At 71.3% G+C, this 14,756-nt stretch carries 16 protein-coding genes; 8 read left to right on the forward strand and 8 right to left on the reverse strand.

The features are described 5' to 3' along the window. Window positions 1-15: 15 nt before the first annotated feature. Window positions 16-876, reverse strand: a complete 861-nt coding sequence (locus ACWD02_RS27865) for a diacylglycerol kinase family protein (protein WP_451215155.1) — start codon at window positions 874-876, stop codon at window positions 16-18. 131 nt (window positions 877-1,007) lie between these two features. On the opposite strand from ACWD02_RS27865, the gene ACWD02_RS27870 reads away from it, so the two are divergent. Then, window positions 1,008-2,291 carry an adenylosuccinate synthase gene (locus tag ACWD02_RS27870; protein WP_451215156.1) on the forward strand — a complete coding sequence of 428 codons (1,284 nt, stop codon included), beginning with the start codon at window positions 1,008-1,010 and terminating at the stop codon, window positions 2,289-2,291. Window positions 2,292-2,345: 54 nt separating this feature from the next. On the opposite strand, the gene ACWD02_RS27875 is transcribed toward ACWD02_RS27870, so the two are convergent. Continuing rightward, window positions 2,346-3,137, reverse strand: coding sequence for a helix-turn-helix domain-containing protein (locus ACWD02_RS27875; protein WP_451215157.1), 792 nt, complete (start codon window positions 3,135-3,137; stop codon window positions 2,346-2,348). 205 nt (window positions 3,138-3,342) lie between these two features. Between ACWD02_RS27875 and ACWD02_RS27880 the strand changes: the two genes are divergently transcribed. The 4 genes from ACWD02_RS27880 to ACWD02_RS27895 all read left to right on the forward strand — a co-directional run bounded on the left by ACWD02_RS27880 (window position 3,343) and on the right by ACWD02_RS27895 (window position 5,506). Next, window positions 3,343-3,558 (forward strand): hypothetical protein, encoded by a 216-nt coding sequence (locus ACWD02_RS27880; protein ID WP_451215158.1) that lies wholly within the window; start codon window positions 3,343-3,345, stop codon window positions 3,556-3,558. A 352-nt stretch (window positions 3,559-3,910) separates the two neighbouring features. Further along, window positions 3,911-4,705 (forward strand): hypothetical protein, encoded by a 795-nt coding sequence (locus ACWD02_RS27885; protein WP_451215159.1) that lies wholly within the window; start codon window positions 3,911-3,913, stop codon window positions 4,703-4,705. A gap of 124 nt (window positions 4,706-4,829) precedes the next feature. Beyond that, window positions 4,830-5,096 carry a hypothetical protein gene (locus ACWD02_RS27890; RefSeq protein ID WP_451215160.1) on the forward strand — a complete coding sequence of 89 codons (267 nt, stop codon included), beginning with the start codon at window positions 4,830-4,832 and terminating at the stop codon, window positions 5,094-5,096. Beyond that, window positions 5,093-5,506 (forward strand): hypothetical protein, encoded by a 414-nt coding sequence (locus ACWD02_RS27895; RefSeq protein WP_451215161.1) that lies wholly within the window; start codon window positions 5,093-5,095, stop codon window positions 5,504-5,506. Before ACWD02_RS27890 ends, ACWD02_RS27895 begins: the two co-directional genes overlap by 4 nt. 81 nt (window positions 5,507-5,587) lie before the next feature. On the opposite strand, the gene ACWD02_RS27900 is transcribed toward ACWD02_RS27895, so the two are convergent. The 4 genes from ACWD02_RS27900 to ACWD02_RS27915 form a co-directional block, all read right to left on the reverse strand. Next, window positions 5,588-7,126 carry a substrate-binding domain-containing protein gene (locus ACWD02_RS27900; RefSeq protein WP_451215162.1) on the reverse strand — a complete coding sequence of 513 codons (1,539 nt, stop codon included), beginning with the start codon at window positions 7,124-7,126 and terminating at the stop codon, window positions 5,588-5,590. A 101-nt stretch (window positions 7,127-7,227) separates the two neighbouring features. Continuing rightward, window positions 7,228-9,237, reverse strand: coding sequence for a serine/threonine-protein kinase (locus ACWD02_RS27905; protein ID WP_451215163.1), 2,010 nt, complete (start codon window positions 9,235-9,237; stop codon window positions 7,228-7,230). Window positions 9,238-9,316: 79 nt separating this feature from the next. Further along, complete coding sequence (locus ACWD02_RS27910) at window positions 9,317-9,835, reverse strand: MarR family winged helix-turn-helix transcriptional regulator (RefSeq protein ID WP_451215164.1); 519 nt, start codon at window positions 9,833-9,835, stop codon at window positions 9,317-9,319. After that, entirely contained in the window at window positions 9,832-10,428 is a 597-nt protein-coding gene (locus ACWD02_RS27915; protein WP_451215165.1) for a DJ-1/PfpI family protein, read from the reverse strand. Before ACWD02_RS27915 ends, ACWD02_RS27910 begins: the two co-directional genes overlap by 4 nt. A gap of 162 nt (window positions 10,429-10,590) precedes the next feature. Here ACWD02_RS27915 and ACWD02_RS27920 point away from each other — a divergent pair, with 162 nt between their 5' ends. Together ACWD02_RS27920 and ACWD02_RS27925 are read left to right on the forward strand one after the other, a co-directional pair. Further along, window positions 10,591-11,256, forward strand: coding sequence for a DUF4956 domain-containing protein (locus ACWD02_RS27920; RefSeq protein ID WP_451215166.1), 666 nt, complete (start codon window positions 10,591-10,593; stop codon window positions 11,254-11,256). Next, on the forward strand, window positions 11,253-12,065 hold the full coding sequence (locus ACWD02_RS27925; protein ID WP_451215167.1) for a VTC domain-containing protein: 813 nt from the start codon (window positions 11,253-11,255) through the stop codon (window positions 12,063-12,065). Before ACWD02_RS27920 ends, ACWD02_RS27925 begins: the two co-directional genes overlap by 4 nt. On the opposite strand, the gene ACWD02_RS27930 is transcribed toward ACWD02_RS27925, so the two are convergent. Continuing rightward, complete coding sequence (locus tag ACWD02_RS27930) at window positions 11,998-13,347, reverse strand: sensor histidine kinase (protein ID WP_451215168.1); 1,350 nt, start codon at window positions 13,345-13,347, stop codon at window positions 11,998-12,000. The genes ACWD02_RS27925 and ACWD02_RS27930 overlap by 68 nt on opposite strands. Further along, window positions 13,347-14,084 carry a response regulator transcription factor gene (locus ACWD02_RS27935; RefSeq protein ID WP_451215169.1) on the reverse strand — a complete coding sequence of 246 codons (738 nt, stop codon included), beginning with the start codon at window positions 14,082-14,084 and terminating at the stop codon, window positions 13,347-13,349. The genes ACWD02_RS27930 and ACWD02_RS27935 overlap by 1 nt, the downstream gene beginning before the upstream one ends. A gap of 72 nt (window positions 14,085-14,156) precedes the next feature. Here ACWD02_RS27935 and ACWD02_RS27940 point away from each other — a divergent pair, with 72 nt between their 5' ends. Continuing rightward, window positions 14,157-14,639: a hypothetical protein gene (locus ACWD02_RS27940; protein ID WP_451215170.1), complete on the forward strand. Its 483-nt coding sequence runs from the start codon at window positions 14,157-14,159 to the stop codon at window positions 14,637-14,639. The last annotated feature ends 117 nt before the right edge of the window (window positions 14,640-14,756 follow it).

Here is a 14,756-nt window from a genome sequence, read left to right on the forward strand (position 1 = left end):
GGGGGCGCGCGGCGCTCAACGCGGCAGGGTCAGGCCCCAGGCACTGGCCCGCACCGACCACGTACGCGTGCGCACGGGACCCCCCACCACCGCGTCCGCCCGGTAGCGGAAGTCCGCGCCGGACACCGTCACCGTCCGGGCCCGCACCCGCAGCGGCGACGCCTCGGCGCCCACCGACGAGGGGCGCACCTCCACCTCGGCGAAGCCGTCCTCGGCGGGGTTCACCGCGACCCCCTCGACAGGCTGGTCCAGGTCCACCACGACCACCCCGTCGGCCTCCACCCGCAGCCGCGCCGGAGCGGGCCCCGGCGCCGAGGCGACCCGCGAGGGCCGCGCGGCGAGGGTGCGCACGAAGGACTGGCAGGTCCGCAGCCACGGGTGGCCGTCCATCGATATGCCCCCGGTGGCCGAGGCGGCGACCGGCGGGATCCGCAGCTCCCCGAGGACCACGCCGTCCCGGTCGTCGACGAGCAGATCCAGCCGCCGCTCGGCCCCTTCGAGCACCGCCCGGGCCGCCGCGACCGCCCCGGCGGGCACTCCGAGCGCCCGCGTGAGCGTCTGCGACGCACCCACGGGAACTACGGAGAGTGCGCACCGGGCGAGCTCCCGCTCGCGGTGCAGGACCCCCACCGCCCGCGCCAGAGCACGGTCGTCACCGATCACCACAGGGCGTCGCGCACCCCTCCTGGCCAGGGCTTTCGCGAAGTCATCGGGGCCTTCGGGCAGGCAGACGCGAATGGACGCGCCCGCGCCGAGGACATCCTTCGCGATCCTTACCGACTCACCGTCCGTGCGCCGGGCGACCGGGTCGATGACGACTAGCAGCTGGTCGCGAGCCGACAACGTGCGCCCCTTTTCTGAGTCCTCGGGTAGCATCTTTGTGCAAGAGCCCCTTGCGCTATTGCGCCAGGGGCTTCGTCTATTCCGGGGCAGCATCCAAGGCACACCCATATGGCGGCTACGGCCCCTGACCTTGGACATGCCCCGCCCGGAAGGGGTGTACGCCTGTGCCCGCACTTGTGCTGCTCGGTGCTCAGTGGGGTGACGAAGGCAAGGGAAAGGCCACCGACCTGCTCGGTGGCTCCGTGGACTATGTGGTGCGATACCAGGGCGGCAACAATGCCGGCCACACGGTCGTCGTAGGCGACCAGAAGTACGCGCTGCATCTCCTCCCTTCCGGGATTCTCTCCCCGGACTGCGTGCCTGTCATCGGTAATGGTGTCGTCGTCGACCCGTCGGTCCTGCTCTCCGAGCTGAGCGGTCTGAACGAGCGCGGCGTCGACACGTCGAAGCTGCTGATCAGCGGTAACGCGCACATCATCACGCCGTACAACGTGACCGTCGACAAGGTGACGGAACGCTTCCTCGGCAAGCGCAAGATCGGCACGACCGGCCGCGGCATCGGCCCGACGTACGCCGACAAGATCAACCGCACCGGCATCCGCGTGCAGGACCTCTACGACGAGTCGATCCTGCAGCAGAAGGTCGAAGCGGCCCTGGAGATCAAGAACCAGCTCCTCACGAAGCTCTACAACCGCCGCGCGATCGAGGCGGAGCAGATCGTGGAGCAGCTCCTCGAGCACGGCCAGAACATCAAGCAGTACGTCGCCGACACCACCCTGATCCTCAACAACGCGCTCGACGAGGACAAGGTCGTCCTCTTCGAGGGCGGCCAGGGCACCCTCCTGGACGTGGACCACGGCACGTACCCCTTCGTCACCTCCTCGAACCCGACCGCGGGCGGCGCCTGCACGGGTACGGGCGTCGGCCCGACGAAGATCAGCCGCGTCATCGGCATCCTGAAGGCGTACACCACGCGTGTCGGCGCGGGCCCGTTCCCGACCGAGCTCTTCGACCAGGACGGCGAGGACCTGCGCCGCATCGGCGGCGAGCGCGGTGTCACCACCGGCCGCGACCGCCGCTGCGGCTGGTTCGACGCGCCGATCGCGCGCTACGCGACCCGCGTGAACGGCCTGACGGACTTCTTCCTCACGAAGCTGGACGTCCTGACGGGCTGGGAGCAGATCCCGGTCTGCGTCGCGTACGAGATCGACGGCAAGCGCGTCGAGGAACTCCCGTACAACCAGACGGACTTCCACCACGCGAAGCCCGTCTACGAGTACCTCCCCGGCTGGTCCGAGGACATCACCAAGGCCCAGACCTTCTCCGACCTGCCGAAGAACGCGCAGGGCTACGTGAAGGCCCTGGAGGAGATGTCCGGCGCCCCGATCTCCGCGATCGGCGTGGGCCCGGGCCGCACCGAGACGATCGAGATCAACTCGTTCGTCTGACGGCTGTGGCTGTACGACGATGGGGCGCCCCGGCCTGGCCGGGGCGCCCTTGCGTTACGGCTTGTCGAAGTCCCCGGCCATCTCGTCGATCAGCTCAGCGGTCCGGTCGCCGTCGTACGCCATCTCCTGCAGCTGGGCGGCGCACTCCCGGAAGCGGGAGAGCACCTCGATCGAGTCGTTCGCGGCGATGGGGCCGCCGCTGAAGCTCTCGCTGTACACCAGATCGTCGTCACCCTCGAACCCCAGGAGGATGAAGGGCGTCTGCGTGGCGTAGTGCGCCCCGGCTGAGAACGGCAGGACGCGGAGCCCCACCCTCGGGTGCCCGGCCATGTCCTTGAGGTGATCCAACTGCTGCCGCATCACTTCCGTTCCGCCGATCCGGCGCCGTAGTGCGGCCTCGTCGATCACGAACTGGATCTGGCCGATGCCGCCGTCGTCGAAGACGCGCCCTTGGCGTTCCATCAGCAACTCGACCAGCATGCGGCCTCTTGCAGCAGAGGCGTCGGGAGCCTGCAGAGCCTCGGCGTAGTCATCGGTCTGCAACAGCCCCGGGATCACGACGGGGTGGTAGGCGGACAGAGAGGTCGCGGCTCCCTCATAGCTCAGGTACTCCGCGAAGCCGGGACTCACGGCGTCACTGTAAGGAGACCACCAGGACCGTCCCTTGGAGCCCCGGGCGGCTTCTTCGAGGGAGGCCATCTGGTCCGGGTCGTCCACGCCGTACTGCTGGAGCAGCGCCCGCAGGTCGGTCACCGAAACGCCGAACGAGCCCTTCTCTATGCGGTTGAGCTTTGAAAGCGACCAGTCAAGCTGCTCCGCCGCCTGGATCTGCGTCTGGCTCAGCACCGGCAGAAGAGCGCACCCTTTCGTTGGGATTCTCGCTCCACAACTTGAGCCGGTCACGCGGGCGAAGAAAAAAAATGCCCCCGGGAGTGAACACAGCAGAACGCAAAGTGTCACTGTGACATGTGTCAGTTTCTCCGGTGATCCGCGGCCGACGTGACCGCCCCAGGGGCCTTCTCCCCAGAACTTCCAGCTCGGGAAGGTCACCGTGCTCGCTGCCGAATGGATGCTGCGCCTCACACAGGTGTTGCGCCTGCTGCCCGTCCTGCTTGTCGTCGTACTCTCCACGCCCGCGTGGCTCGTCTGGCCGTTCCTCTCGGCAAGGCGGCAGCAGGTTGTCCTGGAGATGGTCCGAGAACTGATCGTCTGGACCTACGGTCCGGCGAGGCCCCGGAAGGAGCGTGATTCCGGGTCGGCGCCTTGAGGCAGCGGCTATGTCGTGAGCGGTATTCGCTCCACGAACGGCCATAAATCAATGATGCGGTCCGCGTCGACGGCGACGCAGACCGCGCTGTGGCCGACGAGCGGCCGCTGACCTGCCGCTACCGCCCCAGCGGGACGGATCCCTTCGTGCATCCGCTGCCGCTGCGCAACGCGCTTCACCCTCAGGGGTGAAGAACGCGAACTCGTGGGTGGAGAAAGGGGGTTCTGGCTTGCGGGCGTCGCTCTGCGTGCCCATAGAGTCGCCGTCAGCAGCGCGGTCGCGGCGGCCGCGCATGGAACGCCCCCGCGGTGCGGTAACACCCGGGGGCTCGACACCAGGAACAGACCTCCCGATGCACATTCATCGTACGACGCCCACGCGCTCGTTCTCCAGCTTCTCCAACGCTCTTCTCCGCGACCGGAGCATCTCCTGGTGCGGGGCAGGCGTACTGATGTACCTCCTCAGTCTCCCGAGCGGTGCCCGCGCCACCGTCCGGTCGCTCGCCGAGCAGCGCAAGGAAGGGCGGATGCGGATCGCCGCCGCCCTCCGTGAGCTGGAGGAATCCAGGTATCTGCGGCGCGTGGTCCTGAAGGACCCGGGGACCGGACAACTCTCCACCGTCTACGAAGTGTTCGACACTCCATACGACGAGGAGGCCCCGAAGAGTGAAAGTGAAGAAGTCCGAAACCTGGCCCCCGGCGAGGCGTCCTCCAGCGTGTCGGGCGCTCTCCCTTCGGGAGAAAAGACCAGGGAGAAAGAACCTCCCTCCCCGTCGCCCGAACCGCGCGGCCCAGCAGCGCAGTTGCTGGCCTCGCTCGGGCGAAACGAGCCCCGGCTCGCTCTCGGTGCGGCGGAGGTGATCCGGCTCGCCCCGCTCGTCGAGGAGTGGTGGGCCGTGGGCGCGAGCACCCCGCAGGTGCGGGCCGCGCTGACGCAAGGGCTGCCACCGCGCGTGTACTCGGCGGCCGCACTGCTCGCTGACCGCCTGCGGCGGAAGCTGCCCGCAGCGCCGCCTCCGCCTGAGCCGCCCGGGGAGGGCGCGGAGATGCGTGCCCCTGGGCTGCCGGGGTTCGTCGCTGCCGCGTTGCGCGGCGGAGTCGTGGCCAGGGCCGCCCTGCGGGGCAGAGCGGTTCCGCTGACCGCCTGAGCGCGGGGCGGGTCTCAGACTCCCGGAGCATGTCCGTGTGGCCGGGTCCTTCGAAAAGGAATGGAGTGCCATGGCCCTCACTCTCGAACGCCCGGAGGTGGTATACCGTGAGTATACTTCTCTCATGTCCGACACCACGATGAAGGTCGACCCCGCTGTCCGTGACCGCCTCCTGGAGCTGGCCCGCGAACGCGGGATGACCATGCGTGATCTCGTCGCGCAGCTGGCCGGTGCCACGCCCACCAAGGCGGAGCTACGGCAGCGGTACGAGGAGACGAAGGCGTACGTCGAGGAGCACTTCCTCGGCGGGCCCTACACGGAAGAGGACGAGAAGGCGGGCAGGCAACTCTGGGCTGACCTTGAGGCCGGGCGCCTCGGGGAGGTCCAGTGAGGAAGGACAAGTACCCGCTGCCGCGCGCCGTCATCTTCGATGACTCCGCCGCGCTGGCGCTCGGAGCGGGCAACCGGATGGCGTCCCGGCTCGTGGTGGAGGCCGAGAAGGACCCCGCTCTCAAGGTCTACATCCCGGCTCTGGCCCTCGCGGCCGCCGAGCGTGACCGTGCCGGAGTCGCGGAGCATGTCGGCTCGCTTCCGTCGATCGACGTCACCGAGTTGGACTTCGCGGCGGCCGCGGCCGTCGGCAAGCGGATGCGGGTCCATGACACGTCGGACTGGGGTGGGGCGCATGCACTGCACCTCGCGCTGCCGTCGGTCGAGTGGCCACGCGGCCGCCCGGTGCTGACCCGGTCGCCAAGTCGCTATCAAGGCACCGGCGTACGGGCCATCCGGATCGAGGACTGACCCCATGTCCGGCGCCCCGATCTCCGCGATCGGCGTGGGTCCGGGTCGAACGGAGACGGCTTCATGCACGGCTGAGACCGGTCACTGGTCCTCGCCGCACATCCGCAGTCCCACGGGCGTCTGGCACGGCAGGTGCCCGTGGGTGCGGACCACGTCCTGGCCGTTTCCGCGGAGCGCGTAGGCCAGGAAGCTCGACGCCAGGGAGTCGGCGGGCGGGCTGCCGTAGGTGTAGGCGTACTCGATCTCGCGGTACGGGTAGCCGCTGGACTGGATGTGGTCGACGGACGGGGTGTGGCCGTCCAAACTCACGCGGTGCACGCCCTTGAGGGTGGTCGTGTCGCGCAGCTCGCTGTAGCCGACCGCGCCCGGGGTGGCGGCGACCGTGTCCAGGACCTGTTGCGTGGAGTCGAGTTCGCAGCGGATCACCGGGGCCCGGGGCCCGATGTCCTTCGTCAGGCAGTCGCTCGAGGACTCCTGGATCTCCGGGGCGCCCTTGAGGACCCGCTGCTGGAGGGTGACCCGCGTGCCGGAGCTCGACCCCCGGCTGACCAGGACCACCGGCAGGTCGGGGCCGCCCCGCAGCTCCTTCCAGTTGCGGATCTCGCCGGTGAACAGGCGGCGTACGTCCGTGGTGGAGAGGTTCTTGACCGGCACCTTGTCGTTCAGGACGACGGCGAACAGGGAGACCGCCACCCGCGTCTCGCTCAGCTGCGTGTAGCTGCCGGGGCGCGGCCCGTCGGAGAAGGCGATCACCGGAGGTGAGCCATCGCCGGGCTCCGTGTCCGCCGCGGCCAGCTCCCTGACGCCGCCCCGGCTGCCGTGCGCGCTGACCTCGATGTCGGAGCCCTCGCAGGCCGTCATGTACTTCTCGGCGAGCTCGGCGGCCACCGGCTCGAACGCGGTCGACCCGGTCAGGGTGAGGTCGCCCGTCTCGCAGTACGACGGCGGCGGCTCGGCGTCGGGGCGCAGGATGAGGCCCGCGAGGCCGAGGATCACCAGGCTGAGCGCGATGGCCACCCGCTGCGAAAGCCTGCTGAACACGGGCGGCTTCTCGTCGGGCGCGGCGCTGTGGTTCTCGTGCGTCTCGCCGCCCTGGATGCCGCCGATGACCGTGTAGCCGCTGTCCACGGGGCCGCCGGTCAGCAGGACGAGGAGTTTGTAGTACTCGCCTCGGTTGAGCGGTACGCGCGGGATGTGCAGCCTGCCGGACTCGTAGCCGAGGCCCGTGCCGGGCGCGAAGTGCTCCATCAGGTGGTCGGCCTCGGGCGGCAGCGTGACCGCCACCGCCCGGATGATGCGGTTCTCGAAGACCGCCGTCAGGCCGTGCGGTGAGCGGCCCGTGTAGTCGGCCACGTCGATCGGCAGCGAGCCGTCGTTCTCGACGCGCAGCAGTACGAGCGTCGCGTCCGACATCTCGGGGGCCTCGTCGAAGAGGCCGAGACGCGCGTTCGCGTCGCCCGTACGGACGTTGTCGCCTATCGCCGTGTCCATCTGCTTGCGGTAGCCGATGCGCTTGCGGCGCGGTACGCGGCGTTCGAGCAGTACGGGGACGAACGCGCCGGCGATGCCGACCAGGATGGCGAGCACGGCGATGACGTTTTCGGTGCTCAACCAGTTCATGGGCGGCACGGTAGGCGGCGGCACCGGCCGCCGGACCGTGCTTGTCCGTCCGGACGTGATCTGTTCGCCGGGGGTTCAACTAGCCGCGCGGGGCGGCTGGTTCAGCCCTCCTTGTCATACGTGAGCCCCTTGTCCGTGCCCGTGTTCTCGCGGTGCAGCCTGCCGTTCGAGAGCAGCGTCACCGTGCTCGCCTGGCCCGGCCTGCAGGAGCTCGCGGGCTGTCCGACGATCACGTCCGTCGGCCCGATGCGCAGGGTGTTGCCGCTCGCCGACTCCAGCTTGCCCTGGAACACGCAGTGATACGTGCCGCCCGTGTCGGTCGGGCCGTCCGCCGTGATCGAGATGACGGTGTCGCCGACCTCGCCCTGCTGGAGGACGAGCTGACGGGAGTTGCTGCCCAGGTCGTTCTGGATGGACCCGCTCCAGGTGCCGAGGAACTTGTCCGGGATCGTGCCCTCGTCCTTGTTCTTGTCCTCGGACGCCGGGGACGTGGGCGGGTCGTCGGGCTCCGACGACCCGTCCTCGGAGGGTGTGCCCGGCGTCGAGGGCGCGCTGTCGGACGGGGAGTCGGAACTCGTGGCGCCCGCCTTCGTGCTGCCCTCGCCCTTCATCACCGCGTACACCGTGCCGCCCGCTCCTATGGCCACTATGACGGCGACCGCGATGAGCGCGGCGGTGGAGCGGCCGCTGCGGCGCGGGGGCTCGCTCTGGGGGTGGACGAGGGGGCCGTACGGAGGTGTGGGTCCGTAGGGAGGCGTGGGGCCGTACGGACCCTGCTGGGGGTAGCCGTAACCGGGCGGTGGCGGTTGCTGGGGGTGCTGCTGTGCCTGGGGGTGCTGCTGGGGATAGCCGTACGCCTGTCCCGGCGGGGGAGTGGGCGGCGGTGTCTGCCCGGTGATCATCGTGGGGAGGTGGTCCAAGGGGGCCGCCTCGCCGGGCCTGCCCGGCGGCGGCGGTGTGTCACCGGCGGCGGGCCCTGGGCCGGCGCCGTTCCTCTCGGCTGAGGCGGAGGCTGCGGCGGCTCCGGCAGCAGCCCCGGCTCCGGCTCCGGCCCCGGCCGCCGCGGCGCCCCCGCCGCCCGCGGCCGGCTCCTTCGGCGGCGCGAGCGACACCGGCGCACCGGAACCCTTCGCCGCGGGGTCCTTGGCCGCGGAGTCCTTCGCGGACGGCGCCTCCGCGCCGCCCTCGTCCGGATTCTCCGTGTCCAGCAACTGCACGGCGTGACGGCCCAGTTGGGCCACCAGCGCACCCGGCAGCCACGGGTCCCGGGTCCGGCCGCCGTCGCCGAGCGTGTCCTCGGCCCCCGTCCGTTCGAGAAGCTGTCGCAGCGTCGGCCGGTCGGCGGGGTTCTTGCGCAGGCAGTCGCCGACCAGCTCGGCCAGCTCCTCGGGCAGCCCCTGCAGGTCAGGTTCCTCCTGCGCGATACGGAACATCATCGCGTGCACACCGCTGTTGGCCGTGCCGAACGGCAGCGCGCCCGACGCCGCGTACGCCAGGACCGAACCCAGGCAGAACACGTCGCAGGCCGGGGTGATCCGGTCGCCCCGCACCTGCTCGGGCGCCATGAAGCCGGGCGAACCGACGAGCGCGCCGGTGCGGGTCAGGCCGCCCTCGGTCACGGTTTCGAGGGCACGGGCGATGCCGAAGTCGATGACGCGCGGTCCGTCGATCGTGACGAGCACGTTCGACGGCTTGAGGTCGCGGTGGATGAGGCCCGCCGCGTGAATGTCCTTGAGCGCGTTGGCGAGCCCGGCCGCCAGTATCTTCACGGACCGCTCCGGCAGGGGCCCGTGGTCCTGCGAGATGACGCTCTGCAGGGAGGGACCCGCGACATATCCCGTGGCCAGCCAGGGGATCGTCGCCTCGGTGTCCGCGTCGAGCACCGGCGCCGTCCACGCGCCGCCGACCCGCCGCGCCGCGAGAACCTCCTGCCGGAAGCGGCTCCTGAACTCCTCCTGCTCGGCGAGCTCTTCCCGCACGAGCTTCACCGCGACCGTCCGCCCTCGGTCGGATCGCGCGAGATAGACGTGCCCCATGCCGCCCGCGCCGAGTCGCGCGAGCAGTCGATAGGCCCCTATTCGCTGTGGATCCCCGGACCCCAGTTTCTCCATCGCCGCGCCGACCTCCCCCGTTGGTGTGCAACAGATCGAGGATAGTGGGGCGGCAGGACATCGGGGTGCGGACTGCCTGCTACGGCTCCGTAACGGGTTGTTCCGTATCCGCCGCCGCATTTCCTTCCATGGCGGGAAGGACCTTCTCGGCGAGGACTTCGGAAAGCCGCTCCAATACCCGTACGGTCTCGGCGAATTCCTCCGCGCCGAGTGCTGCCGCGAGCCGCTCGGCCACGTCCGCGTGGCCGGGGCTGATCCGGCGGACGGCGGCCAAACCCTCGTCCGTGGGGCGCAGGAGCTTGGCGCGGCGGTGGGCGGGGTTCGGCACGTACTCGGCGAGGCCGCGCCGCACGAGCAGATCGGCGATGCGCTGCACGCTCTGCCGGGTGATGCCCATCGAGCGGGCGATCCCGGCGACCGGCAGGGGCTCGCGCAGGACGGCTCCGAGCACCTGCCACCAGGCGGCGGTGAGCCCGCCCGGCTTCGCCAACTCATCGGCCACGGAGAGGAATTGTCCGTTGAGCCGGAAGATCCCGAGGGCGGTGCGGGAGAACAGCTCCTGCTGCTCCCGCACCCCGCGCTCCGCGCTGCCGCTCACGATTCGAGCACCTCGTACGCCGACGCGTCCGAGTCGTGGAACAGGCGGTACCAGGCGTCGAGCTTCTCGCCCTCGAAGGCGCCGAGCCGCCCGAGGATCTCGCGCGCGAAGGCCACGGGCTCGGTCGGTCCCGCCGTGGTCAGCCCGCCGTCGGTGACGGCGTCCACGTCCACGTACCGCTCGCCGCCCTTGTAGCCGGTGGCCGCGAGGTAGAACGACACCGCGCTGGTGTGCGCGCGGTCGTCGAGCAGCCCCTCCTTGGCGAGCCCCGCGGTGGCCCCGCAGATGGCGGCCACCGGGACGTCCGCGTCGAGGAAGGCGCGGGCCGCGCGGCCGAAGGGGGCGAGGTCGTCGCCCGCGTCCCACAGGTCGGCGCCCGGCAGGATCAGCAGGGCGCTGTCCTCGGGCCGCAGGTCGGCGAGGGCGACGTCGGGCTTGATGCGGACGCCGCCGGCCGTGGTGACGAGGGCGGACGCGTCCGCGGCGACGGTGCGGATCTCGTACCCGGCGCGGGCGAGGAACGCCGTGGCGAATCCGGGCTCCCAGTCGGCGAGCGTGTCGTAGACGGCGAGGTGCACGGGCTTGCGGGACATGGCTGCCTCCGTTGGCTTGGCTCCGTCGTGCTGTGATGTAAGTATGCTGTCATCTCGACAGCATGCTGTCAATGGCCTGCGGAAGACGGCTCCGGCCCCGGCTCCGGCCCGTTAACCCGCACCGGGGGCGCCCTTAACCCGCCCGTCCCTAGCGTCCTGGTCATGGACAGCGCAGAGAACCTCGGACAGATGGCCGCCCATCTCGGCCTCGACCTGGTGGCCGTGACCCTCCTGACCTTCGGGGTCTTCTATCCGCGGCACCGCAGAAGGGAGTTGGCCCCCGCCTACCTCGCCCTGAACGTCGCGCTCTTCGCGGTCGTCTCCGCCCTCGCGAGCGCCGGCGGCAACGGTGGTCTCGCCCTCGGGTTCGGCCTCTTCGGGGTGCTGTCGATCGTGCGGCTCCGCTCGGACGCGCTGCAGCACCAGGAGGTGGCGTACTACTTCATCACCCTCGTCCTGGGTCTTCTCTGCGGTCTGCCGGGCCTTGACCTGCCGGTAGCCGCCGGGCTCGCGGCCGTGCTGCTCCTGGTGATGTACGGCGCCGACCACCCCCGCCTCTTCGCCGCCGACCGGCGCGCGGTCGTCACCCTGGACGCCGTGTACCGCGAGGAGACCGCGCTCCGCGCCGAGCTGGCGCGGCGCCTCGGGCAGCCGCTCGGCTGGAACGTCCGGGAGGTCGACTACGTACGGGACCTGATGGTTCTGGAAGTCCGTTTCCGGCAACCGGAACCTTCCGAGCGGGCCGGGGAGTTCGTACGTACAGCACCACGACGCCGCACGACCCGGTCCCGCACGCCTGCCGTCCCCCACCAGAAGGAGACCGTGTGAACCCCGCCGTACGCGCCATCGGACGGGCCGCGCTCGCCGCGCACCCCATCTCGCTCGACGAGGTCAACGCGCGGGCCGAACTGCTCGCCCGCTACGACAACAGCTACCTCGTGCCGGTCGAGATCTTCGACGACCTGGCCGCGCTGCTCACGGACCCGCGCCGCGCATCGGGCCCGTTCCGGGCCCTGAGCATCGGCGGGAAGCGCTGGTTCAGCTACCACTCGACGTACTACGACACCCCCGATCTCCTCACCTACCACCACCACCGGCAGGGCAGACGGCTGCGCTACCGCATCCGGGAGCGGGTCTACCAGGACAGCGGCGAGCGGCAGTTCGAGATCAAGCTGAAGAGCGGCCGCGGCGAGACGGTCAAGCACCGCCAACGCCTTCAGGGCGACGACCGCGTGCTCGACGCCGAGCGGCAGGGATTCCTGGCGGGAGTGCTGAGCGGGTCGTACGGGATCGAGGCGCCCGGCGGGCTGACCACGGCCCTTGTCACCGAGTACCAGCGGGCGACCTTCGTGGCCGACGGCCAGCGGATCACGTGCGATGCCGGTCTGGTGGTGCGGGACGTGGCCACCGGGCGGTCGGTGGCGGCGGACTCCGGGCTCGTCCTGGTGGAGACCAAGACGCAGGGCCATCTGACGGAGGCGGATCGGGTCCTGCACCGGTACGGGGTGCGGGCCGCGGAGTTCACGAAGTACTGCGGCGGGTTCGCCGCGCTGCGCCCCGAGTTGGGCGTCAACCGCTGGGCCCGGGCCGTCCGGGTCGCGTTTCCACGGGCCGCGGGGGCGCCTTCGGGAAGGTGAGGGTCACGCGGGTGCCGCGGGTGGCGTCCGACGCGATGCCGAAGGCGCCGCCCGCGTCCTCGGCCGTCCGGCGCGCGATGTCCAGGCCGAGGCCGGTGGAGCCGCCGCCGCTGGAGCCGCGTTCGGCCGCGTAAGTGGGCGGGAGGCCGGGGCCCTCGTCGGCGACGATGAGTTCGGCGCCGCCCGCCGGGCCGGTGCGGACGGTGATGTGGAACGGGGTGCCCTGGGGGGTGTGGTCCAGGACGTTGCCGATGAGGGCGTCGATCGCGGCGGCCAGGTCGTCCTCGGGCACGGGGACGGGACGCGCGTCCTCCCCTGCCGCGATCTCGGTCGTGCGCCCCTGGTCCTCGGCCAACGGCAGCCAGAACGTGGCACGTTCGCGGGCCACGGCCGCCAGGTCCGCGTACGGGGTGTCCCGGAAGGCCCTGCGGGCCTTGCGGATCACGTCGTCGACGCTGTGCTCCAGGGCGGCGACGTCCGCGGCGATGCGGTGCGCCTCCTCGGAGTCGCTCCGGGCGAGGAGGGACTCGGCGTCCAGGCGCAGGGCGGCGACGGGGGTGCGCAGGCGGTGGGCGAGGTCGGCGGCGTTCTCGCGCTCGGCGGCGAGGAGTTCGTCGATGCGGGTGGCGAGGCGGTTCAGCTCGCCCGCGACCAGGCGCAGCTCGGGCGGGCCTTCGGGTGTGGCGCGTGCGGTGAGATCGCCGGCGGCGAGACGGTCCGCGGTGCCGGCCAGGCGGCGGGTGGCGCCGACCAGCCGGGCCCCCAGCCGGTCGGCGAGGAGCAGCCCGATGAGCACGAGGCCGACCCCGATCCCGGCGAGCACGAGCCAGGACGTCATGGTGCCCGCGTACAACTGCCGCTCGGTCACCGTGACCTGCACGACCGCGGTGCCGCCCGTCGCGCCCTGGACGGGAACGAGGACCTGACGGCCACCGGTGGAGGGCTCGTAGGTGAAGGCACGGCCGGTGCGGGCCAGGCGGACGGCGTCCGAGACGTGGCCGCGCGGCCCTGGCCCGATGACGGTGCCGTCGCCGAGCACGATCGAAGTGGTCGGCAGATCCTGGGTGTTGACGCTCTCCACGGTCTGCTCGGCGGTCTCGCGCTCATCGGGACCGGCCAGAGCGGGCCCGAGCGCATGCGCCACCCACTGGGCGCGAGCGGTGGCCTCGGCGGTGGTGCGGTCGGCGGCGTGGGTGCGGGTGAGCAGGGTGAGGGGTACGAGCAGGGCGGTGAGCACGAGGGCGGTGGTGGCGGCGGTGAGGAGGAGGAGCCTGCGCCGCATCAGCGGGCCCCGGGGCCTTGGGCGGGGGGAGCCGCGGGAGCCGCGCCGTCGGACGCCTCCGGCGGGGTCAGCTTCACGCCCACCGTGCGGACCGTGTGGAGGTAGCGGGGGGCCTGAGCCGTCTCGCCCAGTTTTCTGCGGAGCCAGGAGAGGTGGACGTCGACCGTCTTGTCGGCGCCGCCCAGGGGCTGTTGCCACACCTCGGCGAGAAGTTCGCGGCGGGAGATCACCTGGCCCGGGCGGTGCGCGAGGTAGGCGAGGAGGTCGAACTCACGCGGGGTCAGGTCCAAGGCGCGTTCGTCCAGGGTGACTTCGCGGGAGGACGGGTCGATGGCAAGGCCCCCGACCCGCAGTGGCTCCTCCGCCGCGTCGGCAGCGCCGAGCCGCCGCAGGACGGCCTTGACGCGGGCGTCCAACTGGGCGGCGCCGAACGGCTTGACGATGTAGTCGTCGGCACCGTCCTCGAGGATCGCCACCATCTCCGGTTCGTCGTCACGCGCGGTCGCGACGATCACGGGGACGTCGCTGACGGCGCGGAGCATGCGCAGCACCTGCCCGCCGTCCACGTCCGGCAGCCCCAGGTCGAGCACGACGAGGTCGGGGCGGTGGGTGACCGCCGCGTCCAGGCCCGCCATGCCGCTGGGCGCGGTGGCCACGGCGTGCCCTTTGTCGCGCAGCGCCCGCACCAGGGCACCGCGCAGCTGCGGATCGTCCTCCACGACGAGAAGATGGGCCATACATCCACCGTAGTCAGGTGCTTTGGGCAGCTCTTAACCGGGCGTTAGGAAACTGTGCGGCACAGTGGCCGGATGAGGAAGTGGCGGAGCGCGGTGGTGACCGCGGCATGGGTGGCGGTGGGTACGGCCGCCGGGGCGCTCGGCGCCTGGCAGTTGGCCACTTCGGACAGCGGGGGCGCGGCACACAGCCGTCCACTGGACGAGGGCGCGGTGGAGAGGGCGCTGGCGGCGACCTCGGCCTCACCCCGGCCTGCCCCCGCCTCGGCCACACCGAGCGCCCCCACGAAAGCGGCCTCCGACCGGTCGACCCTGCGTTTCACGGGCGGCACGGCGACGGTCGAGTGCCGGACCGACGGCACGGTGTACCTCGTCTCATGGAGCCCGGCGGACGGCTTCCACATCGACGACGACGTGGAACGGGGCCCGGCCGCGGTGACCCGCCTGGAGGCGGAACCGAGCGACGACGACGAGGACCGGGACGACCTGCCGTACGAGATCCGCTGCGGGGAGAGGGGGGAGCCGCGGGCGAGGGTGGTGGCGGACGCGGACGACTGAGGAGCTGCGTTTCAGCCCGCCCGGGGGTTTCAGCCCGTCCGGGGGTTCCAGCCCGTCCGGCGTGCGAGACGCACTCGGCGAAGCCGGTGATGGCGCTGCGGCCACCAGAGGCCAGAC

The organism is Streptomyces sp. NPDC002853 (assembly GCF_053591915.1).